22 protein-coding genes are annotated in these 23,167 nt (G+C 44.9%); 18 read left to right on the plus strand and 4 right to left on the minus strand.

Annotated features, from left to right (window positions below):
• Nucleotides 1-33 precede the first annotated feature (33 nt).
• A complete protein-coding gene (locus L3V36_RS10285; RefSeq protein ID WP_017087469.1) occupies nt 34-1,506 on the minus strand; it encodes an aminoacyl-histidine dipeptidase in 1,473 nt (490 codons plus the stop codon).
• Nucleotides 1,507-2,571: 1,065 nt separating this feature from the next.
• Between L3V36_RS10285 and L3V36_RS10290 the strand changes: the two genes are divergently transcribed.
• From L3V36_RS10290 to L3V36_RS10360, 15 genes are all read left to right on the plus strand, one after another.
• A complete protein-coding gene (locus L3V36_RS10290; RefSeq protein WP_017080057.1) occupies nt 2,572-3,861 on the plus strand; it encodes an NCS2 family permease in 1,290 nt (429 codons plus the stop codon).
• Nucleotides 3,862-3,945: 84 nt separating this feature from the next.
• Complete coding sequence (gene tet(34) / locus L3V36_RS10295; RefSeq protein ID WP_009847475.1) at nt 3,946-4,410, plus strand: oxytetracycline resistance phosphoribosyltransferase domain-containing protein Tet(34); 465 nt, start codon at nt 3,946-3,948, stop codon at nt 4,408-4,410.
• Between the two features lie 89 nt (nt 4,411-4,499).
• Nucleotides 4,500-5,753 (plus strand): esterase FrsA, encoded by a 1,254-nt coding sequence (gene frsA, locus L3V36_RS10300; protein ID WP_029222300.1) that lies wholly within the window; start codon nt 4,500-4,502, stop codon nt 5,751-5,753.
• Between the two features lie 143 nt (nt 5,754-5,896).
• A complete protein-coding gene (gene crl / locus L3V36_RS10305) occupies nt 5,897-6,286 on the plus strand; it encodes a sigma factor-binding protein Crl (RefSeq protein ID WP_029224622.1) in 390 nt (129 codons plus the stop codon).
• Between the two features lie 121 nt (nt 6,287-6,407).
• Nucleotides 6,408-7,547, plus strand: coding sequence for a glutamate 5-kinase (proB, locus tag L3V36_RS10310; protein WP_009847472.1), 1,140 nt, complete (start codon nt 6,408-6,410; stop codon nt 7,545-7,547).
• A gap of 66 nt (nt 7,548-7,613) precedes the next feature.
• The gene (locus L3V36_RS10315; protein WP_108189571.1) at nt 7,614-8,864 is read left to right on the plus strand and encodes a glutamate-5-semialdehyde dehydrogenase; all 1,251 of its coding nucleotides are present in this window, start codon (nt 7,614-7,616) and stop codon (nt 8,862-8,864) included.
• Nucleotides 8,865-9,020: 156 nt separating this feature from the next.
• Nucleotides 9,021-9,470 (plus strand): transcriptional regulator NrdR, encoded by a 450-nt coding sequence (gene nrdR, locus L3V36_RS10320; RefSeq protein WP_004734394.1) that lies wholly within the window; start codon nt 9,021-9,023, stop codon nt 9,468-9,470.
• Nucleotides 9,471-9,510: 40 nt separating this feature from the next.
• Nucleotides 9,511-10,605, plus strand: coding sequence for a bifunctional diaminohydroxyphosphoribosylaminopyrimidine deaminase/5-amino-6-(5-phosphoribosylamino)uracil reductase RibD (gene ribD, locus L3V36_RS10325; protein WP_208775249.1), 1,095 nt, complete (start codon nt 9,511-9,513; stop codon nt 10,603-10,605).
• An 84-nt stretch (nt 10,606-10,689) separates the two neighbouring features.
• Nucleotides 10,690-11,346, plus strand: coding sequence for a riboflavin synthase (locus L3V36_RS10330; RefSeq protein ID WP_004734396.1), 657 nt, complete (start codon nt 10,690-10,692; stop codon nt 11,344-11,346).
• Nucleotides 11,347-11,454: 108 nt separating this feature from the next.
• Complete coding sequence (gene ribBA / locus L3V36_RS10335; protein ID WP_004734397.1) at nt 11,455-12,564, plus strand: bifunctional 3,4-dihydroxy-2-butanone-4-phosphate synthase/GTP cyclohydrolase II; 1,110 nt, start codon at nt 11,455-11,457, stop codon at nt 12,562-12,564.
• A gap of 280 nt (nt 12,565-12,844) precedes the next feature.
• Nucleotides 12,845-13,315, plus strand: coding sequence for a 6,7-dimethyl-8-ribityllumazine synthase (gene ribE / locus L3V36_RS10340; protein ID WP_004734398.1), 471 nt, complete (start codon nt 12,845-12,847; stop codon nt 13,313-13,315).
• Nucleotides 13,315-13,782 carry a transcription antitermination factor NusB gene (nusB, locus tag L3V36_RS10345; protein ID WP_004734399.1) on the plus strand — a complete coding sequence of 156 codons (468 nt, stop codon included), beginning with the start codon at nt 13,315-13,317 and terminating at the stop codon, nt 13,780-13,782. Before ribE ends, nusB begins: the two co-directional genes overlap by 1 nt.
• 115 nt (nt 13,783-13,897) lie before the next feature.
• A complete protein-coding gene (gene thiL, locus L3V36_RS10350) occupies nt 13,898-14,872 on the plus strand; it encodes a thiamine-phosphate kinase (RefSeq protein WP_004734400.1) in 975 nt (324 codons plus the stop codon).
• On the plus strand, nt 14,872-15,378 hold the full coding sequence (pgpA, locus tag L3V36_RS10355) for a phosphatidylglycerophosphatase A (protein WP_004734401.1): 507 nt from the start codon (nt 14,872-14,874) through the stop codon (nt 15,376-15,378). Before thiL ends, pgpA begins: the two co-directional genes overlap by 1 nt.
• A gap of 50 nt (nt 15,379-15,428) precedes the next feature.
• Nucleotides 15,429-15,788, plus strand: a complete 360-nt coding sequence (locus tag L3V36_RS10360) for a putative quinol monooxygenase (protein WP_208775251.1) — start codon at nt 15,429-15,431, stop codon at nt 15,786-15,788.
• Between the two features lie 125 nt (nt 15,789-15,913).
• Here the strand turns inward: L3V36_RS10360 and dxs are convergent, their stop codons facing one another.
• Genes dxs through xseB form a run of 3 tightly spaced genes read right to left on the minus strand, consistent with a single transcriptional unit; the run spans nt 15,914 to nt 18,966 of the window.
• The gene (gene dxs / locus L3V36_RS10365) at nt 15,914-17,797 is read right to left on the minus strand and encodes a 1-deoxy-D-xylulose-5-phosphate synthase (protein ID WP_004734403.1); all 1,884 of its coding nucleotides are present in this window, start codon (nt 17,795-17,797) and stop codon (nt 15,914-15,916) included.
• A gap of 21 nt (nt 17,798-17,818) precedes the next feature.
• On the minus strand, nt 17,819-18,703 hold the full coding sequence (gene ispA / locus L3V36_RS10370) for a (2E,6E)-farnesyl diphosphate synthase (RefSeq protein ID WP_208775254.1): 885 nt from the start codon (nt 18,701-18,703) through the stop codon (nt 17,819-17,821).
• Nucleotides 18,704-18,723: 20 nt separating this feature from the next.
• Complete coding sequence (gene xseB / locus L3V36_RS10375; RefSeq protein WP_004734405.1) at nt 18,724-18,966, minus strand: exodeoxyribonuclease VII small subunit; 243 nt, start codon at nt 18,964-18,966, stop codon at nt 18,724-18,726.
• A 298-nt stretch (nt 18,967-19,264) separates the two neighbouring features.
• On the opposite strand from xseB, the gene pomA reads away from it, so the two are divergent.
• The 3 genes from pomA to thiI all read left to right on the plus strand — a co-directional run bounded on the left by pomA (nt 19,265) and on the right by thiI (nt 22,796).
• Entirely contained in the window at nt 19,265-20,029 is a 765-nt protein-coding gene (gene pomA / locus L3V36_RS10380; RefSeq protein ID WP_004734406.1) for a flagellar motor protein PomA, read from the plus strand.
• A gap of 12 nt (nt 20,030-20,041) precedes the next feature.
• A complete protein-coding gene (locus tag L3V36_RS10385) occupies nt 20,042-20,989 on the plus strand; it encodes a flagellar motor protein MotB (protein WP_004734407.1) in 948 nt (315 codons plus the stop codon).
• 358 nt (nt 20,990-21,347) lie between these two features.
• Nucleotides 21,348-22,796 carry a tRNA uracil 4-sulfurtransferase ThiI gene (gene thiI / locus L3V36_RS10390; protein ID WP_102447355.1) on the plus strand — a complete coding sequence of 483 codons (1,449 nt, stop codon included), beginning with the start codon at nt 21,348-21,350 and terminating at the stop codon, nt 22,794-22,796.
• Nucleotides 22,797-23,167 lie beyond the last annotated feature (371 nt).

Here is a 23,167-nt window from a genome sequence, read left to right on the forward strand (position 1 = left end):
ACACCATTTACTGAAAAACACTAGCGAATCGATTTATGCTTTTTCTGGGATCGCAGCAAGCAGTGCAACCATTTGGTTCCAGAACAGCTCAACTGTGTCGATCTTCACTTTCTCATCAGGAGAGTGTGGGAACTTGATCGTTGGGCCGAAAGAAACCATATCCATGTTCGGGTAAGGTTCTTTGAACAGACCACACTCAAGGCCAGCATGGATAACCATGATGTTTGGCTTGTGACCGTAGATGCCTTCGTACATGTCGCGGAAGATATGCATGATCTCTGAATCTGCGTCTGGTTTCCAACCTGGGTAAGCACCAGAGAACGCGATGTTAGCGCCTGCTAGTTCAGCAACAGAGTGAAGCATACTTTCTACTTGGCTACGACCAGAGTCGATAAGAGAACGGATCAAGCAAAGTACTGTGATTGAATCTTCTTCTGTTGTGATAACACCTACGTTTAGAGACGTTTCAACAACACCTTCAATCTCGTCACTCATACGAATCACGCCGTTTGGACATGCGTTAAGTGCCGCGATAAAGCGAGCTTGGTCTGCTGACGCTAGTGCGCCCATTTCTACAGAAGCTTCTTCATTGAAAGTCACGATGCTGTCTTCTACTTTACCTAGCTCTGTTGAAAGCAGCTCAGTGTAGTAGTTGTATAGCGAAGCTAATTTCTCTTGGTTTGCAGCAGGAACCGCAACCGTTACGAAGCCCTCACGAGGGATCGCATTACGAAGGCTACCACCTTTGAATTCTACGATGCGAAGGTCTAGCTCTTTTGCGTGACCCGCTAGGAAGCGAGCAATCAGTTTGTTTGCGTTTGCACGACCGGTGTGGATGTCACAACCAGAGTGACCGCCTTTTAGGCCTTTTAGCGTTAGCTTGCGTGTTACGAAGTCAGCTGGAATCGCATTACGTGCAATTTCAAATGTCATTGCGCCGTCGATACCGCCCGCACAACCCATGTACACTTCGCCTTCTTGCTCTGAGTCAGTATTAAGAAGGATATCGCCTTCTAACCAACCCGCTTCAAGACCGAACGCGCCAGTCATGCCTGCTTCTTCATCTACAGTGAGTAGAACTTCGATAGGGCCATGTTGGATTTCGTTTGAAGCAAGAACGGCTAAGCAAGAAGCCATTCCCATGCCGTTATCAGCACCAAGCGTTGTGCCTTTTGCTGTAACCCATTCGCCATCGATGTATGGCTGGATTGGATCTTTTGTAAAGTCGTGATCAGTGTCTTCGTTCTTTTGTGGAACCATATCGATGTGAGCTTGTAGCACGACACCTTTTTTGTTTTCCATACCCGGCGTTGCTGGCTTTTTGATGAATACGTTGCCCGTTGGGTCGCGACGTACATCTAGGCCTTGCTCTGTTGCCCACGCAATAATGTATTGAGCAAGCTCCTCTTCATGTTTCGAAGGGTGCGGGATTGAACAAATTTTATCGAAAAACTGCCAAATAGGGGCAGGGGACAATTTACTGATCTCAGAATGGAATTCAGACACGGATGACTCCTTTTTTATTTGATAACCATATATTTAGGATTTCTATAGGTAAAAACTTAGAATAAAAATCTAAAATATGGGTCTGTTTTGATGGCAACAGCATACCACTTGAGCGTTTTGACGAGTAGCGGTTATAAACCTCAAATACCTCAAATTTTGAAAGCGATCTTGTCCATCTGATCATAATTAAGAGACTTGATGCTTATAAATGGCGCGAGCAAACGTTTGTTTAATTCTGTTTTGTAATTTAATTACATGAATAAGTTTTCAAAATAACAATAATTGGTCAAAAGTGTGACGTAGAGCAAAAAATACTTGTAATCTTTTTTCTTTAGGGTATATTAATAACCAACTTCTGAGATGAAGAGTAAATGCTCAAAGGATGAGTCCGTTTTATCGCCTCCAAGGAACCGAGAAATCAAATTCGTTTTTTATTGATTTATTAAGGTGATAGTTATGAAAGGTTTACCATCTGCAATGTTCTGGATTAACAGCTCTGTTTACACTAGCAACTTTGCATACCCTACAAGCTTTGGTTACTAATACCGTAAGCATGTAACTCGAACAGTTTTGTTCACCCCTATATATTGGAATTCTTTTACAGCCCTTTTGGTTGACAGATTCTACCGCCACTCAGTTTTGAGTGGCGTTTTTTTTTGCCTGCTACTTTTCCAAACCGCTTTCGCTTGTCACTTTCTTTGCTGTTCTGAGTGGTTGTTTTTTAAACGCCAAAATATCAATTTGCGTCTTATTACTGATCCTGTTGAAAAATACACAACTCTTGTGGGTTTAAATTGAGAATATGATGGCTACATTCTCAATGGAAATAACCGATGGTTGAAAAAACAACCAAGTAATCTCATCGCATTTATTGAATTTAATTAATTGTTTTTAATAGTTATTTTTCTTGTTGTTCTTCGTTTTTAATCGCTTTGTTTCATACGGCATTCTGATAAATATCGATTAGAGCCTTAATTCTATCTGGAATTTGTTATTTGATAACTTTATAATCCACAGCCAATCGTTTACGCAACCGTTTACTTTTTACCCTTATAGGATTCGATAATGTTCGAAAAGCTATTCAAACTCAGTGAAAATGGCACCAATGTGCGCACTGAAATCATCGCAGGTCTAACCACCTTCCTAACAATGGCTTACATCATTTTTGTAAACCCAATGATTCTAGCTGATGCTGGTATGGACCATGGCGCTGTATTTGTAGCAACCTGTTTAGCGGCTGCAATTGGCTGTTTCATCATGGGCTTTGTTGCTAACTACCCAATTGCTCAAGCTCCAGGCATGGGTTTGAACGCATTCTTTACCTACGCTGTTGTAATGGGTATGGGTTATACGTGGCAAGTTGCTCTGGCAGCGGTTTTCGTATCAGGCGTGATCTTCATCTTCTTAAGTATCTTTAAGATCCGTGAATGGATTATCAATTCGATCCCTATGTCTCTGCGTGTTGGTATCTCTGCGGGTATCGGTCTTTTCCTAGCATTTATCGCGCTTAGCAATGCAGGCATCGTTGTTTCTAATCCAGCGACTAAAGTTTCACTGGGCGATATCACTGCGATTGCGCCAATGTTAGGTGCGCTTGGTTTCTTCATTACTATTGCTCTTGTACACCGTGGTGTGAAAGGCGCAGTAATGATCGCGATTCTCGCTATCACAGCGATTGGTATTGCGATCGGTGACGTTCAATACGGCGGCATCATGTCGACACCACCAAGCCTTGCTCCTACATTCATGCAGCTAGATTTCTCTGCTGTATTTGAAATCGGTATGATTTCAGTTGTATTCGCATTCTTGTTCGTCGATTTGTTCGATACCGCGGGTACCTTGGTTGGTGTTGCAACGAAAGCAAACCTAATCAAAGAAGACGGTAAACTACCGCGCTTGAACAAAGCACTGCTTGCTGATTCTACCGCAACATCTATTGGTGCATTGCTAGGTACATCAAACACAACTTCTTATGTTGAGAGTGTTGCGGGTGTTGCTGAAGGCGGTCGTACCGGTCTAACTGCGGTTGTTGTTGGTATCTTATTCCTACTGGCTCTTTTCTTCTCGCCACTTGCAGGTATGATTCCGGCTTACGCAACATCAGGTGCACTTTTCTATGTAGCAATTCTGATGATGTCTGGCCTAGTTGGCATTGATTGGCGTGATCTTACGGAAGCCGCACCAGTCGTGGTAACATGTCTGCTTATGCCGCTGACGTACTCTATCGCTGAGGGTATCTCACTAGGTTTCATCGCTTACGCTGCAATTAAGCTGCTAAGTGGTAAAGGTCGCGACGTTTCACCTGCTGTGTGGGTAATGTCGGTTATCTTTATTCTTAAATACATTTTCGCTTAATCGTCTAGATTTCTGCTTAATCGCTGAAGAGGCTATGTAAGGCATAGCCTCTAATAACATGACAAAATTATTAGGTTTTATACTATGAGCAACAAATTCGTTATCACTTGGGACAACATGCAGACTTACTGCCGTCAACTTGCTGAAAAGCAAATGCCAGCAGAGCAGTGGAAAGGCATCTGGGCAGTAAGCCGTGGTGGTTTGGTTCCTGGTGCAATCTTGGCTCGCGAACTGGGTATTCGTCACGTAGATACGATTTGTATTTCTAGCTACGACCACGATCACCAACGTGATATGACAGTCGTTAAAGCACCTGAAGGTGACGGCGAAGGCTTCCTAATCGTTGAAGATCTTGTTGATAGTGGTGATACTGCACGTAAGCTTCGCGAAATGTACCCTAAAGCGAAATTGATCGCTGTATGTGCTAAGCCATCTGGTGCTGATTTACTAGACGAGTACATCGTGGATATTGCTCAAGACACATGGATTGAGCAACCTTGGGATACTAGCCTAAGCTACGTTGAGCCGGTAAATCGCAAGTCAAAATAAGTGTAAACTTAGTTTTTTGAGAAATGACCCTTTATAGGGTCATTTTTTTTTATATGATTAGTAACAACCATTTCTTATTAAGTATCCCAATGTCTGAATCAGAAGAAACGAGCTCGAACCTTTCGGAAACCTTGTTTGTAAAGCACAAGCAGGCCAAAGAGACCTCAATGCTTACTCGCTACATGCCAAGTTCTGAAGAACTGCTGGATAAAAAGCGTGAAGAGCAGAACTCATCTTGGTATCGAAACCTAAGACGTCTTCAGTGGGTATGGCAAGGCGTTAACCCGATAGAGCAAGAAGCGGTATTGGCACGCATCGCGTCATCCGATAATTCTCGTACCACTGATGAGTGGTTAGATACCGTGATGGGCTACCGCAGCGGTAACTGGGCATACGAGTGGACCAAGCTGGGCATGCAGCACCAAAATCGCTCGAATGAAAAGAGCGGCGAAGAAATGGCTGAAGAGTTGTTTTCAGCATCGCTGTGTTTCAGCATTGCGGGCTACCCACATCTAAAGAACGATAACCTTGCTGCTCAGGCACAGGTATTAGCGAATGCGGCGTATTCTGAAGCGATCAAACACACTAAATTGATCGTCAAACAAATCGAAGTGCCGTATCAAAACAAAAAGATTAAGGCGAACTTACATCTAACCAAAACAGACAAACCACAACCTGTCGTGATCGTGAGTGCAGGTTTAGATAGCCTGCAAACAGACATGTGGCGTTTGTTTAGAGATTACCTAGCACCGAAAAATATTGCGATGCTAACGATTGATATGCCATCGATAGGGCACAGTTCGCACTGGCCACTAACCGAAGACTCTTCTTGCCTGCATCAAGCCGTGTTGAATGAACTGCCTAACATTCCATGGGTGGACCATCATAAAGTCGGTCTGTTTGGTTTCCGATTCGGTGGTAACGCGATGGTGAGGTTGTCCTTCCTTGAGCAACATAAACTCAAAGCGTGTATCTCTTTAGGGGCTCCGATCCACGATATCTTTGTTCATGCCGACAAACTAAAGCAGATGCCTAAGATGCACTTGGATGTATTGGCTTCGCGTCTTGGTAAAGGGGCGGTGGATATCAATAGCCTTTCTGGACAACTGATGGCTTGGTCATTGAAGGTGCAAGGCTTGCTGGCTAACAGTAAAACCAGTGTTCCTATTTTGGCATTGGCTTTGGAAGGTGACCCTGTTTCACCGCATCTGGATAATCAACTGGTTGCTATTTACAGTGATTACGGCAAAGCGAAGAAAATCAAAACCAAATCAATTACACAGGGGTATGAGCAATCCCTCGAATTAGCGATAAAGTGGCTTGAGGATGAATTATTTAGATGACATTTCTCCGAAATTAGTTAAGCATGAAAAGTGTACAAAGTAAGTACCTGATACTCAGAGAAAATTTATAAAATCCAACTGCGTGCTTTCTACGTATTGCCGTCTGAGTAACGTCATTCTTAACATTGAAATGGAGATTCAATATGTCAGAAGTGACACAACAACCTACGCATTATCGCTTGTTAAACGTTTTAAAGGCTATTGGGCCTTACTTGAGGGAGCCGCAATCAGAAGATGGTCATTACATTTTTGATTGCTTGTCTGTGTGTGTGAACGATAAAAAGTCACCAGAAGAGCGTGAGTTCTGGGGCTGGTGGTTAGAGTTGGATAAGTCGGAAGAAGGATTCTCGGCGAAGTACAACACGGGTAAATACAACATTGATGGTAACTGGGATCCTTTGCCATTACCTAAAAAGGCGATCGCTGAGGTGTCTCGAACTCAAGAAGCCTTTCACCAAAAGCTGGTTGACGAACTTCAAAAGAAATTTGAAATCGGCGTTCAGTTAGACGAAGAGTCTGTCGAATTCGTCTGATTTTGAAGGTTACTCTTCTCTATAAAGCAAAAAGGTGCGATTTCGCACCTTTTCTGCTTGTGAATTCCCCTGTTGATTGCTAAAACATCACCTCTTATTTGTTTTATTCATAAAAGACTTCATGACAACAAATCATCAAAGCGGGACAACAACACAGCGTAAAACTGTCGTTGTTAAACTGGGTACCAGTGTCTTAACTGGTGGAACATTGGCATTAGACCGCGCTCACATGGTTGAGCTGGTTCGTCAATGTGCTGAATTAAAAAAACAAGGCCACTCTGTGGTTATGGTTTCGTCTGGCGCAATTGCGGCCGGACGTGAGCACCTTGGTTACCCCGCACTTCCCAACTCAATGGCGAGCAAACAATTGCTTGCGGCAGTTGGGCAAAGTCAGTTGATTCAAGTTTGGGAGTCTTTGTTTGCTATCTATGGCCTTAAGATTGGCCAGATGCTACTAACTCGTGCTGATCTCGATGATCGCGAGCGTTTTCTGAATGCACGTGACACGATCAACGCGCTCGTTGAGCACGATATTATTCCGGTAGTAAACGAAAACGACGCAGTAGCCACGAATGAAATTAAAGTGGGCGACAACGATAACTTGTCGGCACTGGTTGGTATTTTATGTGGCGCTGATAAGCTTTTGTTACTCACTGACCAAAAAGGCCTGTTTACCGCAGACCCTCGTAAAGACCCAAATGCTGAGCTCATCAAAGAAGTGAAAACTATTGATGACACACTGCGTAAGATCGCAGGCGGAAGTGGTACTACGTTAGGTACTGGCGGCATGGCGACAAAACTGCAGGCAGCTGATATTGCTCGTCGTGCGGGTATTGAAGTGATTATTGCTGCGGGCAGTGCTGAAAATGTGGTGTTTGATTCATTGAGTGACAACCCACAAGGCACGCGTTTCTTGCCTTTAGCTGAAGCGCTTGAAAACCGTAAACGTTGGATTCTAGCAGGCCCAGCTTCTGCTGGTGACATCGTAGTCGACGATGGAGCGGTGAACGCAGTTAACACTAAAGGCAGTAGCTTGTTGGCGAAAGGGGTTGTTCGAGTTAAAGGCGAATTTTCTCGTGGTGAAGTCACCCAAGTCACAGACAGTAAAGGCAAAGTCATTGCACGTGGTATCGCCAGTTATTCAAGCCAAGACCTAGCAAAAATAGCAGGCAAGCACAGTAAAGATATTGGCGACATTCTTGGATACGATTATGGGTCAGAAGTCATTCACCGTGACGACCTTGTTGTAATCCAAGAGTAGCTCGTGATGATAAGGCGAATCGCCTTTTTACATCCAAAGACAGACAGAATTTAGGGAGAGTTAAACGTGGATTTAACTAACATGGGTATTGCAGCAAAAGACGCTGCTTTCCACCTAGCGACCGCATCTACGGCGCAAAAGAATAAAGCATTGGCGATCATCGCTGATGAGCTAGAAGCAAACGCTGCAACGATTCTAGAAGCGAATGCAAAAGATATCGAACTTGGCCGTGCTGCAGGTCTGACTGATGCACTATTAGATCGTCTGTTGCTCAACGAAGAGCGCTTAACCGGTATCGCTAACGATGTTCGTAACGTGATTAGCCTGAACGACCCTGTGGGCAGCGAAATGGACAGTAAGGTACTGGAAAACGGTATGTCACTGTCTCGCCGCCGTGTGCCACTTGGTGTGGTTGGTGTTATCTATGAAGCGCGTCCAAACGTAACCATCGATATTGCAGCACTGTGTCTGAAAACTGGTAACGCAAGCATTCTACGTGGTGGTAAAGAGACGTTCTTCTCGAACATGGAGCTGGTTAAAGTGATCCAGTCTGCATTAGAGAAAGCGGAACTTCCAGCTGCTTCTGTTCAGTACATCGAGAAGCCTGATCGTGAACTCGTTTCTCAACTGCTTAAACTGGACGACTACGTGGATATGATCATTCCTCGTGGCGGCGCTGGCCTGCACAAGATGTGTAAAGAGAACAGCACCATCCCAGTAATTATCGGCGGCTTTGGTATCAGCCATATCTTCGTTGATGAAAGCGCTGATCTGGAGAAGTCTGTTGATGTGGTTGAAAACTCGAAAGTTCAACGTCCATCTGCATGTAACTCATTGGATACGCTGCTAGTGCATGAAGCGGTTGCTGAAGCTTTCTTAGCGCAGCTAACACAGCGTTTAGCGGGCAAGGTTACCTTGGTTAGCGATGCCAGTGCAAAATCACTGCTAGCAGGTTTTTCAGACCAACGTGATGCGGTTGAAGGCGACTTTGACACTGAATGGCTAAGCTACACGCTAGGCGTGAAAGTGGTAGCGGATGTGGCAGAAGCGATTGACCACATGCGTGTACACAACGCGAGTCACTCAGATGCGATCATGACCAATAGCCTAGAGAGCTCAGAGCGTTTTATTAACTCTGTCGGTTCTGCTGCGGTTTATGTGAATGCTTCAACACGTTTTACTGATGGCGCACAGTTTGGTTTAGGCGCTGAAGTTGCCGTGTCTACTCAGAAATTGCATGCTCGCGGCCCAATGGGCTTAGAAGAGCTGACAAGCTACAAATGGGTAGGTAAAGCGAACTATTTAGTCCGCGGTTAACGCTGGTCGTTAATTTTACTCCTCAGCTCATTTTTGAAATGGCGATCGAGTAGCAATAATCAATGAATCACCACACAAAAGGGCCTTAATTGGCCCTTTTTCTTTCCTAACGTTTGGCAATTCCGTTACACTGATATTCAATTATTTGGAGGTGATATGCATTGTCCTTTTTGTTCAGAGAACGACACTAAAGTAATCGATTCAAGACTGGTAGCCGATGGCCATCAGGTTCGTCGTCGCCGTCAATGCCTTGCATGTAGTGAACGTTTTACGACTTTCGAATCGGCAGAACTTGTGATGCCGAAAGTCATAAAGTCGAATGGAAACCGCGAACCATTTAATGAAGATAAAATGGTGGGTGGTGTACAGCGCGCCCTAGAAAAACGCCCAGTGAGTGCTGATGCGATTGAACTTGCGATCAGTACGATTAAGTCACAACTCCGTGCAACTGGTGAGCGTGAAGTACCAAGCGAGATGATTGGTAATCTTGTGATGGGTCAATTGAAAGAATTGGATAAAGTGGCGTACATTCGTTTTGCCTCTGTTTACCGCAGCTTTGAAGACATCCGAGAGTTTGGCGAAGAAATCGCTAAATTAGAGGATTAACTCCTCAATCATGTCAAACTTTACTCCCCTAGATTTTCAAATGATGTCGCGTGCTATTCAGTTAGCAAAACGCGGCATTTACACCACTGCACCCAACCCTAATGTGGGCTGTGTCATCGTACAAAGTGACGGTCAGATCGTTGGTGAAGGTTTTCACGCCAAAGCCGGTGAACCTCATGCTGAAGTACATGCCATGCGAATGGCGGGCGACAAGGCAAAAGGCGCAACCGCTTATGTCACGCTAGAGCCTTGCTCGCACTATGGTCGAACGCCACCTTGTGCGGAAGGTTTGATTAAAGCTCAAGTAGCCAAAGTGATTTGTGCCATGCAGGACCCAAACCCAAAAGTTGCAGGTCGTGGTATCAAAATGCTACGCGATGCGGGTATTGAGGTTGAAATCGGTTTATTAGAGCAAGATGCTCTAGACTTGAACCCTGCATTTATCAAGCGTATGCAAACGGGCATGCCATTCGTTCAGTTAAAGATGGCGGCTAGCCTTGATGGGCAAACGGCATTGGAAAATGGTCAAAGCCAGTGGATCACATCGCCAGAAGCGCGTCGTGATGTCCAGAACTACCGAGCAAAATCAGGCGCTGTGTTATCAACTAGCCAGACGGTGATTGAAGACAACGCGTCGTTGAATGTTCGTTGGGCAGAGTTGCCAAGCAGTATCAAAGATCATTACGCTGAAGACGAGCTGCGTCAGCCGATTCGCGTGATTCTTGATCGTCAAAATCAACTGCGTCCTGAGCTCAAGTTATTCCAAACTCCAACATCGGTATTGAGAGTCGCTGAAGCGTCTGCTGATATTGAAGTCGGAACCACAAAGGCAGGTCAGCTCGATTTGCACGATCTGATGCGTCAATTGCCAGCGAACCATATTGATCATATTTGGGTCGAAGCGGGCGCGACATTGGCCAAGAGCTTGATTGAAGCACGGCTAGTGGATGAGCTAATCCTCTATTTAGCGCCTAAACTTATGGGCAGTGACGGACGAGGTTTGATGGGCGCATTAGGGCTCACTTCAATGTCTGATGTGATTGACCTAGAAATCAAAGATGTTCGACAGGTTGGTGTGGATATTCGCATTGTCGCGAAGCCTATTATTGCGAAATCAATTGCGGCTAACCAATAGTCGCGAAATAAATCGTGACGAAACCACAGTAGAAATAGTTACTCCAACTACATACGTGTTGTTGACAACAAAAAGAGTTTTAAAATGTTTACAGGAATTGTAGAAGCCGTAGGTACATTGAGTGCAATCACTCCCCGCGGAGAAGACATCACCGTAACGGTTAATGTTGGTAATCTTGATATGGCTGACGTTAAGTTAGGCGACAGTATCGCGACCAATGGTGTGTGTTTGACGGTCGTTGAGTATAACGATCACAGCTACAGTGCAGACCTTTCGCTTGAGACCCTGAAAAAAACGGGTTTTGTGGATTACCAAGCCGGCGACAAGGTCAACCTAGAGAAAGCAATGTTACCGACCACGCGTTTCGGTGGTCATATCGTATCGGGTCACGTTGATGGCGTGGGTGAGATTGTTGAGCGTAATCAAGTCGGTCGTGCGATTGAGTTCTGGGTAGAAATGCCTGCAGAGATCTCAAAGTACGTAGCTCAAAAAGGTTCAGTCACCGTAGATGGTATTAGCCTGACTGTGAATGATTTACGCAAGAATGCCTTTAAGTTGACTATCGTTCCTCACACCTCTTCAGAAACCACCATTGATCAATTCAATGTTGGTCGTAAAGTGAATCTAGAAGTCGATGTATTAGCGCGTTATATGGAGCGTCTACTGCAAGGCCAGCAGCAAGAGTCTGAGCCTGAATCTCGATTGACGATGGAATTCTTACAGCAGAATGGTTTTGCCTAATCGTTGGTACAAAGTGTGTTAAGCGAGACTTTGTAAAGCGAAGCAATATCATCAGGTTTAAATAGTGTCGGTTCTAGGAAGCAGAACCATTTCAAAGGATATAGAACAATGCCAATTAGTACTCCTCAAGAAATTATTGAAGACATTCGCCTAGGAAAAATGGTTATCCTGATGGATGATGAAGATCGCGAGAATGAAGGCGATCTGATCATGGCAGCAGAACATGTGACGCCAGAAGCGATTAACTTCATGGCGATGTATGGCCGTGGCTTAATTTGCCTAACGTTGACCAAAGAGCGTTCAAATCGCATGGGTCTAGCGCCTATGGTTCAAGACAACAATGCTCAATACACGACAAACTTTACGGTTTCAATTGAAGCTGCTGAGGGCGTAACAACGGGTATTTCTGCGTCAGACCGCGCTGTTACCGTTCAAGCGGCTGTGGCAAAAGATGCGAAAGCGGCTGACTTAGTTCAACCTGGTCATATCTTCCCACTGACAGCTCAAGAAGGTGGTGTTCTAACACGCGCAGGCCACACTGAAGCAGGTTGTGATTTAGCTCGTCTAGCAGGCTGTGAGCCAGCTTCGGTTATCGTTGAGATCCTAAATGACGACGGCACCATGGCACGTCGCCCTGATCTTGAAGTCTTCGCTGAAAAACACGATATCAAATTAGGCACTATTGCTGACTTGATTGAATACCGCAACAACACAGAAACGACGATTGAACGTGTAGCACAATGTCATTTGCCAACAGAGTTTGGTGATTTTGAGCTTGTGACTTACCGTGACACGATTGATAACCAGATCCACTACGCAATGCAAAAAGGCGACTTGTCTGTAGGCGCTCCTTTAGTGCGTGTTCACCTGCATGACACGTTCACCGATCTGCTTCATTCAGACCGTGGTACTGAGCGCAGCTGGTCGCTAGATAAAGCGATGAAGCGCATTGGCGATGAAGGCGGTGTGTTGGTTATTCTGGGCAACGAAGAGTCGTCTGATTCTTTGATTCACAAAGTGAAGACATTCGAAGCGCAAGACAAGAACGAGCAGCCAACAATGGCGAAGAAGCAAGGTACCTCGCGTCGTGTTGGTGTCGGTTCTCAGATTCTTCAAGACCTAGGCGTGCACGATATGCGTCTGCTTTCTTCAAGCACTAAGCGTTACCACGCATTGGGTGGTTTTGGTCTTAACGTTGTTGAGTATGTTTGCGAGTAAGTCGATATATCTCTGTTTATAGCAACATAATTTACCGATGATTCCAGTAGCTCTTTTGGTGATTCGTTTTGCCAAAAGAGCAAAGTAGTTAAGCCCGATTCAAAACGTGTTAAATACACGAGCTTGACTACTGGTTGCTCCTATATGGTTGAGAGCCGTGCTGCGTTATCATCTTTACATCTCCGGTGTCTGTTCTTCTAAATTAGCATTAGATATTGCTCACAGTTTTGTGCTAGAATCCGGCGATTCTCACTTGATGAAAATAGTTAAAGGAAGGCTTATGAAAGTGATCGAGGGTGGCTTCCCAGCGCCAAATGCAAAAATTGCTATCGTTATTGCTCGTTTCAACAGTTTTATTAACGAAAGTTTACTTTCTGGTGCAATCGATACTTTAAAGCGTCATGGACAAGTAAGCGAAGACAACATCACTGTTGTTCGTTGCCCTGGTGCAGTAGAACTTCCACTTGTAGCGCAACGCGTTGCAAAAACAGGTAAGTTCGATGCGATTGTATCTCTTGGTACAGTAATCCGTGGCGGTACACCTCACTTTGACTATGTTTGTAGTGAATGTAATAAAGGTTTGGCACAAGTGTCTCTGGAGTTTTCGCTTCCAGTCGCGTTTGGTGTTCTTACTGTTGATACGATCGATCAAGCTATTGAACGCGCAGGAACCAAGGCTGGTAATAAGGGTGCAGAAGCCGCACTTAGCGCACTTGAGATGATCAACGTTCTTTCTGAAATCGATTCCTAATGGGGGCCAGTGTGAAACCAGCCGCACGTCGTAACGCACGTCAATTTGCTCTACAAGCAATTTATTCTTGGCAAATTACTAAAGAAAATATTGCTACCGTTGAAGAACAGTTCTTATCTGGTGGTAAGTATGATGAAGAAGAGCATCATGCCGCAGAACCTGCTCTAGCTATGCCAGAAACAGACGTTGCATACTTCCGCGACTTACTGACTGGTGTTGCTCTTAGCCACATGGAACTTGATAGCAAGCTTCGTCCATTCGTATCTCGCCCTATGCAAGATCTGGATTTGATGGAACTAGCGCTTCTACGTTTAGCTATGTACGAGATGACTCGTCGCGAAGATGTACCATACAAAGTGGTTATCAACGAAGCTATCGAGCTTGCAAAAGTATTTGCAGCAGAAGACAGCCATAAGTTTGTTAACGGTGTGCTTGATAAAGCTGCACCACACGTTCGTAAGAAATAAGACGTTCGTATATTGAATCTAAAGGTCAGCTTTTATGCTGGCCTTTTTTGTAACTAAATTTCTGTAATCTCAATAATTACGGTGATTTGTATGAAGACTAAAGATAGGGCATGTGATGTCTGGCGAATTTAACCTGATTGAAAAATATTTTGTAAATCGACAACCACAACGTAAAGACGTACATCTGGCTGCTGGCGATGACTGTGCTTTGGTCAAAGCGCCGGGCAATGTTGAGATAGCGATCAGTACGGACACCTTAGTGGCGGGCACTCACTTCCTAGCGGAAGCAAACCCAGCTTGGGTGGCACACAAAGCCTTGGCTTCGAACATCAGTGATCTTGCGGCTATGGGCGCGACACCTGCTTGGGTTTCATTTGCGTTAACTATGCCAGAAGTCGATGAAGAATGGCTTGCTCCCTTCTGTGATTCCTTCTTCAAGCTCGCTGACTACTTTGGTATTCAGTTAATTGGTGGTGACACAACCAAGGGGCCACTAAGTCTGACATTGACTGTACAAGGCTTTGTACCAGAAGGTCGAGCACTGCGTAGAGATGGCGCTAAAGTGGGCGACTGGATTTACGTCACGGGTAACCTAGGTGATAGCAAAGCCGGCCTAGAGGTGATATTAGACCCTGAACAGAACAAAGTTAAACCTTATGCTCTTGAGCTTGAAGAAAGGCACTATATGAGCGTTCCTCGAGTATTGGCTGGTCAAGCGCTCGTGAACCTTGCTTCGTCTGCTATTGATATCTCTGACGGTGTTATTGCTGATTTAAAACATATCCTTAAGCGTTCTCAGGTTGGTGCGAGCATTGATGTGAGTACGCTGCCAATTTCTCCAGAACTACGTCAGTTTGCATCCGATATTGCTTCGGCTCAACAGTATGCGTTGACCAGTGGTGAAGAGTACGAACTGTGCTTTACTGTGCCGGAAGAGAATAAAGGCTCATTGGAAAGTGCTTTGTCACACACTGGAACAAAAGTCACCTGCATTGGCCAGATAAGACCTGTAGAATATTTTGAATTACACAATAATGGTGAACCACTGAGTTGGAACTTAACTGGTTACGATCACTTTAAGGTTAATTGATGACAAACCCACTTTCTCTTATTTCTCTTAAAAATCCTTGGCACTTATTGGCAACGGGTTTTGGTAGTGGCTTATCGCCGATTATTCCCGGCACCATGGGCACGCTTGCGTCGATCCCATTTTATCTATTGCTGGTTCAGTTACCTTTCCCTATTTATGTCATTCTTGTGGTTGTGAGCTGCATTATTGGTATCAAAATATGCCAAGTGACGTCTGATGACATGGGCGTGCACGATCACGGCTCAATTGTATGGGATGAGTTTGCGGGCTTTTGGATCACCATGGGCCTAGTGCCGTTGTTGAGTATTCCTGTTAATGATTGGAAATGGCTATTCGCCGGCTTTGTTCTGTTTCGTTTTTTCGATATGGTAAAGCCTTGGCCAATTGGTTGGTTAGACAAGCGAGTTCACGGCGGCTTAGGTATCATGATTGACGATATCGTGGCGGGTATTATGGCGGCGATTTCGCTGTATGCAGTGGCTCATTTTTCAGGTTGGCTCGTTTAAGAATCAATATCTAAAGAACGAACAATAATACATAAAAACAAGGAATTACAATGTCTAAGAAGGTTTACTGTGTTGCTCAATTTCAGCCTAAAGAAGGCAAATTGAACGAGTTGTTTGAAGTTCTGAAATCACTAGAGCCAAACACAATGCGTGAAGACGGTTGTATCCAATATACAGTGACTCGTCACATTCAGAGCCCATTTGCAGAGGGTGAGAGTTTCCCTATTGCATTCAATGAGATCTGGGCGGACAACGAAGCATTCGAAGCACACTGTCAACGTCGTGAGATTCAGCAGTTCTTCCAAGAGCAGTGTGTTGAAGAGACAGGCTTGGTTGAGAACTTCAACGTTGCTATCTACTCTGACGAACCAGAGAACTATGACGCGCCAGCACTTAAGCCTTGTTGCTAAGCAGGCTTAATTGCTAATAACTAACAGCTAAACAACGAATAGTTTATCAGTTAGCAGATACTAAAAAGGTTGACCCTAGGGCCAACCTTTTTTGTTTTGTCGCTTATGCTGTTTGCTTGTGAAAGCTATTTGGCAAGGTAGTCGGAGATAGACTTCTCAATACCTTTCGCATCTAAGCCAAGCTCTTCATGCAGCTCACCTTGAGTACCTTGAGCAATAAACTTGTCAGGTAGGCCAAGGTTTAAAACAGGCATCAGTAGTTTTTCTTGCATCAAGAACTCAATCACACCCGCGCCCGCACCACCTGCAATCGCGTTTTCTTCGATAGTCACTAGTACATCGTGGTCAGCAGCAAGTTGTTTGATCAGAGCTTCATCTAGCGGTTTCACAAAACGCATGTCTGCAACTGTCGCATCGATAGCGTCTGCGGTTTGAAGTGCACTTTCAAGGAAAGTACCAAAGCTCAGGATAGCGACCTTCGAGCCATCTTTTGCTTTTTCACTTTCGCGAACGATACGACCTTTACCAATCTCAAGAGCGGTAAACTCACTTTGAATCTCAGTACCCATGCCATTACCGCGAGGGTAACGAACGGCACTTGGCCCCGTGTGCTGGTGGCCGGTGTAAAGCATTTGGCGACATTCGTTCTCGTCGCTTGGTGCCATGATCACCATGTTTGGAATGCAGCGCATAAAGCTTAAGTCGAACGCACCTTGGTGTGTTTGACCATCGGCACCGACAAGACCTGCACGGTCAATAGCGAACATAACCGGTAGATCCATGATTGCCACATCGTGGATCAGTTGATCGTAGCCACGTTGTAGGAAAGTCGAGTAGATAGCCACAATTGGCTTATCACCGGCAATCGCCATACCTGTTGCTAGCGTCACAGCGTGTTGCTCAGCAATTGCTACATCAAAGTACTGTTCTGGATACTCTTTCGAGAAACGCACCATACCAGAACCTTCACGCATTGCTGGCGTTATCGCCATTAGCTTAGGATCTTGAGCGGCCATATCACACAGGAAGTCGCCAAAAATCTTAGAGAAAGTTGGTTTAGAGCTGGTGCTCTTAGGCAGACTTGAATGTGCAGGATCGAATTTAGGTACGCCATGGTAGCCAATTGGATCTTTCTCAGCTGGCTCGTAGCCTTTACCTTTCTTCGTCATGATATGCAGGAACTGAGGGCCTTTAAGATCTCTCATGTTCTTCAGCGTTTTAATCAGCTCATTGACATCATGACCATCAACTGGACCAATGTAGTTAAAACCTAACTCTTCAAACATGGTGCCAGGGACAACCATGCCTTTTAAATGTTCTTCTGTACGACGAACGAGCTCTTTAATCGGCGGAACGCCTGATAGCACTTTCTTGCCACCCTCACGAATTGACGTGTAAAGACTGCCAGAAAGAACTTGAGCTAGGTGGTTGTTTAGAGCACCGACGTTTTCAGAGATCGACATCTCGTTATCGTTAAGGATAACCAGCATGTCATTATGAATATCGCCCGCGTGGTTCATGGCTTCGAAGGCCATACCTGCGGTAATCGCGCCATCACCAATCACACTCACGACTTTACGGTTCTTACCTTCTTTCTTCGCACTGATCGCCATACCAAGTCCGGCGCTGATCGATGTTGAAGAGTGACCAACAGATAGAGTGTCGTATTCGCTCTCTTGACGCCATGGGAATGGGTGCAGTCCATCTTTTTGACGGATAGTCGACAAGCGGTCGCGACGACCGGTAAGAATCTTGTGTGGATAGGCTTGGTGGCCAACATCCCAAACCAATTGGTCAAAAGGCGTGTTGTACACATAGTGCAGAGCAACGGTTAGCTCTACTGTACCTAAGCCTGACGCTAAGTGACCACTTGACTGGCTCACCGAGTTAAGAAGATAGGTACGTAATTCATCACAAAGCTGTGTAAGCGTCTCTTTTGGAAGTAGACGCAAATCCTCTGGCTTATCAGCCAAAGCAAGAGTTGGGTACTTTGATATATCAAGAGTCATAGGTAATGCGCGCTTATTGTCTTAGTTCTTGCGCTCGATGACGTATCGGGCGAACTCTTCGAGTGACTGGGTATTGTATGGGATTGCAGCCAAAGCTTGAAGCGCTTCCTGTAGCAGAGTTTGCGCTTTTTCTTGAGCGCCCTCTAAACCTAACAAAGAAGGGTAGGTGCTTTTGTTCAAATCTTGGTCAGAGCCCTGTGGTTTACCCAAAGTTTCGGTATCGCTAATGATATCTAAAATATCATCCTGAACTTGGAAGGCTAACCCGATTGCATCGGCGTACTTATCTAATTGAGGCATCACTTCAAACGCTTTTTCGCCAGCAGACAGAGCACCTAAACGAATCGCACATTTCATTAGAGCGCCCGTTTTGTTACGGTGAACTTCTTCTAACTCTTCTAGCGTGACAGAGCGGTTTTCAGCTTCAATATCAAGAGCTTGTCCAATGCACATACCTTGTGCACCAGACGCTTCAGCTAGGCGTTGAATCATTCGAACGCGATTGCTTTCCCCGTCAGCACTTAATGTGCCTTCCGCAAGTATAGTAAACGCGAGAGTTTGTAGGGCATCGCCAGTTAAAATTGCCGTTGCTTCATCGTATTTGATGTGACAAGTCTGATGGCCACGACGAAGTTCATCGTCATCCATTGCTGGAAGGTCGTCATGAATCAGAGAATAGGCATGAATACATTCGATTGCAGAAGCTGGAGTATCGAGTTCTTCAGCGGTACAGCCGAGCATTTCCCCTGTAATGTAGACAAGAAATGGACGTGCGCGTTTGCCGCCTAAAAGTAACCCATAACGCATCGCGTTGATAAGGTTCTGATTTTGGTGTGGCAGGCGATCAAGCCAAAGGTTCAGCTGCTCGTTATTACGTGCTTGATAAGACAATAAAGTCTCAATCATAGGGGATCTCATACAATTCGTTATTCTGGTTGTGGGTTAAAGTCACTAAGTTCTGCATTTTCATCATTTTGCAGTAAGATGCTAACACGCTGTTCAGCATCGTTTAGTTTACTTTGACCAGCACGAGCGAGGGAGATGCCTCGTTCGAACTTTTTCAGCGCATCATCTAAAGCTAGATCACCATTTTCTAGTTGATCAACCAAGCCATCAAGCTCTTCGATAGCCGCTTCAAAGCTCATATTTTCAGGTTTCTTAGTAGCCATAATAAATCTGCGTTTGGAAATATGAACGAACGTTACCCTAGGCCGCTGAGATGGTCAAATGTAACCAAGAAATTTTGCTAGAAAGTTCTTTTTTAAGGGGCTTGAACTCACTTTGGTTGAATAACCTTAGCTTTATCGAGTTTATGCGCTAAGGATAAGAGCAAAGTAAGCCAATAATTGTGATTCAAAAACGAAAAGTGTGATATTTAGGCCAAGAATTTACTAAAAGATCTTATAGTCTGGCCGATAAAAAGATTATCGTCGACGTAGAGCTACAAAAAAGCATGAGGAGTGCTCAGTGGATTTAGCAACCCTAATAGGTTTGATTGGTGGATTTGCCTTTGTAATCATGGCAATGATCCTAGGTGGAAGCCTCGGGATGTTCTATGACACGACATCCATTTTGATCGTGGTGGGTGGTTCAACGTTTGTTGTTCTAATGAAGTTCACCATGGGACAATTCTTTGGAGCAACTAAAATCGCTGGCAAAGCATTTATGTTTAAGGCCGATGAGCCTGAAGATCTTATCGCTAAAGTGGTAGAGATGGCGGATGCAGCACGTAAAGGTGGCTTCTTGGCTCTTGAAGAGATGGAAATCAGCAACAGTTTCATGCAAAAGGGCATCGACCTATTGGTAGATGGCCATGATGGTGATGTGGTGCGTGCTGCACTGCAAAAAGACATCGCATTAACCACAGAGCGTCATGAGCAGGGCGCGAAGGTGTTCTCTGCATTTGGTGATGTAGCACCCGCGATGGGTATGATTGGTACCTTGGTTGGCTTGGTTGCCATGCTTTCTAACATGGATGATCCAAAAGCGATCGGCCCTGCGATGGCGGTAGCACTTTTAACGACCCTGTACGGTGCAATTCTTTCGAACATGGTGTTCTTCCCAATTGCGGACAAGCTTGCGCTGCGTCGTGACCAAGAGACACTTAACCGTCGTTTGGTTATGGATGGTGTATTAGCGATTCAAGATGGCCAGAACCCACGAGTTATCGATGGTTACCTCAAGAGCTACCTCAATGAAGGTAAGCGCACGATTGATGGTGAACCCGCGTAAGAGGATTTGAAGATGGATGAAGAAAATCCATGCAAATGTCCTCCTCCGGGGTTACCTCAATGGATGGGGACATTTGCTGACTTGATGTCACTGCTGATGTGTTTCTTCGTACTGCTGCTCTCATTCTCTGAGATGGACGTACTGAAGTTCAAACAGATCGCTGGATCGATGAAATTTGCGTTTGGTGTACAAAACCGCTTGGAAGTGAAAGATATTCCTAAAGGGACTAGCATCATTGCGCAAGAGTTTCGCCCTGGTCGCCCAGAGCCGACTCCGATCGATGTGATCATGCAGCAGACCATTGATATTACGCAGCAAACGCTTGAGTTTCATGAAGGTGAATCTGAGCGTGCTGGCGGCACAATGCGTGACCAAGGCAAGATGACGGGAGGCAAGTCGCCAGAGGTTTCAACTCACGACAATCAAAACTCTGAGTCAGACCAACAGCAACAGCAAGCTGAAGCTCAATCGCAAGAGATGGAAACCTTGATGGAAAGTATCAAGAAAGCGTTGGAGCGAGAGATCGACCAAGGCGCGATTGAGGTGGAAAACCTTGGCCAGCAGATCGTCATTCGAATTCGTGAGAAAGGCGCGTTCCCGTCGGGTTCTGCTTTCCTACAACCTAAGTTTCGACCATTGGTTAGACAGGTGGCTGAATTGGTAAAAGATGTACCAGGTATTGTTCGTATTTCTGGCCACACCGATAATCAGAGACTTGATTCAGAGCTTTATCGTTCTAATTGGGACCTGTCATCGCAGCGTGCGGTGTCTGTGGCTCAAGAGATGGAAAAGGTGCGTGGCTTCTCTCATCAACGCTTGAGAGTGCGCGGTATGGCCGACACAGAGCCAGTAGAGCCGAACGATACTGAATGGCAGCGTAGCCTCAACCGCCGTGTTGAAATCAGCATTATGCAGGGTGAGCCGCTTTACAGTGATGAAGTGCCTGTTATTGGTCAGTAGTAGGCAGAGAGACCGCGATTAGTCTTCAGGTACACATACGTTAGTTAGATACACATACATTAGTCAGCAAATAGCATCGAAAGCCCAACCTTATGATGAGGTTGGGCTTTTTGTTTTGTGGTCTTCAATGATGCTCTCTGCGGTATTTATGTCGTTTTGAAACCTGCTACTTTTAATAACAGGCGGTTTAATTATCGGGTTAAAGCAAGCACTCTTTTCCTTGCTTCACTTTCTCATGTATAATTCGCGCCCTTAGATTTAATATTGATCTATTATTGCTTCAATAACTATGTGAAATGACCTTTTACGTGGTGATGAACCTACTAAAATTTGTGAACCTTATTGGCGTGAAAGTACTATGAAATTTATTGTTAAGCCTCATCCGGAAATTTTTATTAAAAGTGAATCGGTGCGTAAGCGCTTCACAAAGATTCTAGAACGTAATATTCGTACTATTCTTCAGCGTCGTACTGAGTCTGTGGCTGTCTTCAACCGCCGTGACTACATCGAAGTGACGTCTGAGAGCGACAAGTACTTTAAAGAAACACTCGAAGTATTGACGCAAACTCCGGGTATTCATCACTCCCTTGAGGTTCAGCAATCAGAATTTAAAGACCTGCACCATATTTACGAGCAAGTTCTTGAACGAAGCGGTGCTCTTATTGAAGGCAAGACTTTCTCTGTGCGAGCCAAGCGTCGTGGTAAACATGACTTTACTTCTATTGAGCTAGAACGCTACGTAGGTGGTGGTTTAAACCAAGCGGTTGAATCAGCAAAAGTAAAACTGAAAAATCCAGATATTACCGTTAAAGTTGAAGTCGAGAACGAAAAGCTAAACCAAGTTATTGAACGTCATAAAGGCCTAGGCGGATTCCCTCTAGGTACTCAAGAAGATCTGCTTAGCTTGATCTCTGGCGGTTTCGATTCTGGCGTTTCAAGCTACTTACACATCAAACGTGGTTCTAAAGTGCATTACTGCTTCTTTAACCTAGGTGGCCCTGCGCACGAAATTGGTGTTAAGCAAGTTTCTCACTATCTATGGGATAAATACGGCTCATCGGCAAAGGTGAAGTTCATCTCTATCGATTTTGAACCGGTAGTCGCTGAGATTCTTGAGAACGTTGAAGATGGCCAAATGGGCGTGGTTCTTAAGCGTATGTTCATGCGTGCTGGTGGTATGGTTGCAGAACGCTTCGGTATCGAAGCCCTAGTAACCGGTGAAGCATTAGGTCAGGTTTCTAGCCAAACGCTAACTAACCTTCGCCACATTGACAACGTGACCGATACTTTGATCCTTCGTCCGCTTATTAACTGGGACAAAGAAGACATCATCGACCTGTCTCGTAAGATTGGCACTGAAGACTTCGCGAAAGTAATGCCTGAGTACTGTGGTGTTATTTCTAAGAAGCCAACAGTGAAAGCGAAGAAAGGCAAATTAGAAGCAGAAGAAGCTAAGTTTAACTTTGAAGTGCTGGAGCAAGTGATCGAGAACGCTCGAGTTATGGATATCCGTGACATCGAGAAAGAGAGCCAAGAGCAAGCGCCGGAAGTTGAACAAGTTCAAGCTGTTGCTGAGCACGCTATCGTTCTTGATATCCGTAGCCCAGACGAAGAAGACGAAAGCCCACTAGAGATCGATGGTGTTGAAATTAAACATATCCCGTTCTTCAAGCTTTCGACTCAGTTTGGCGACTTGGACCAAGCAAAAGAGTACTTGCTGTACTGTGACCGCGGTGTAATGAGCCGTCTACAGGCACTTTATTTAAAAGAGCAAGGCTTCCATAACGTGAAGGTTTACCGCCCATAGTGGTATAGAGTAGCCGAATATTTTGCAAAGCCGTTTACTGAAAAGTAAGCGGCTTTTTTATTTTCTATTGTGAATGTTTTACAGTAGGCAGTAAGAGGCGCGAGTTTGTCGAGTTATCATCATGCTCTGTCTTGAGACTCTGAGATTGAAATGATGGGGTTTGAGTTGGCTTGTAGGTGACCGAAGAAGTGTGAGTATCTGAGGAACTCTGTTACTTTTTAGTGCTATTCAATGGTTCTATTCGTATGTGTTCAGTTGATTATTTGAGTGGGTGTCTGATTCTGTGATTAACGATGAAAAATAACAAAGATTAATTAGTACAGCTATTGATAAACTTGTTGTTATTTTTCTTTGCACATAAAAAAACACCG

It is taken from the genome of Vibrio sp. G-C-1 (assembly GCF_021728015.1).
Lineage (GTDB): Bacteria > Pseudomonadota > Gammaproteobacteria > Enterobacterales > Vibrionaceae > Vibrio > Vibrio splendidus.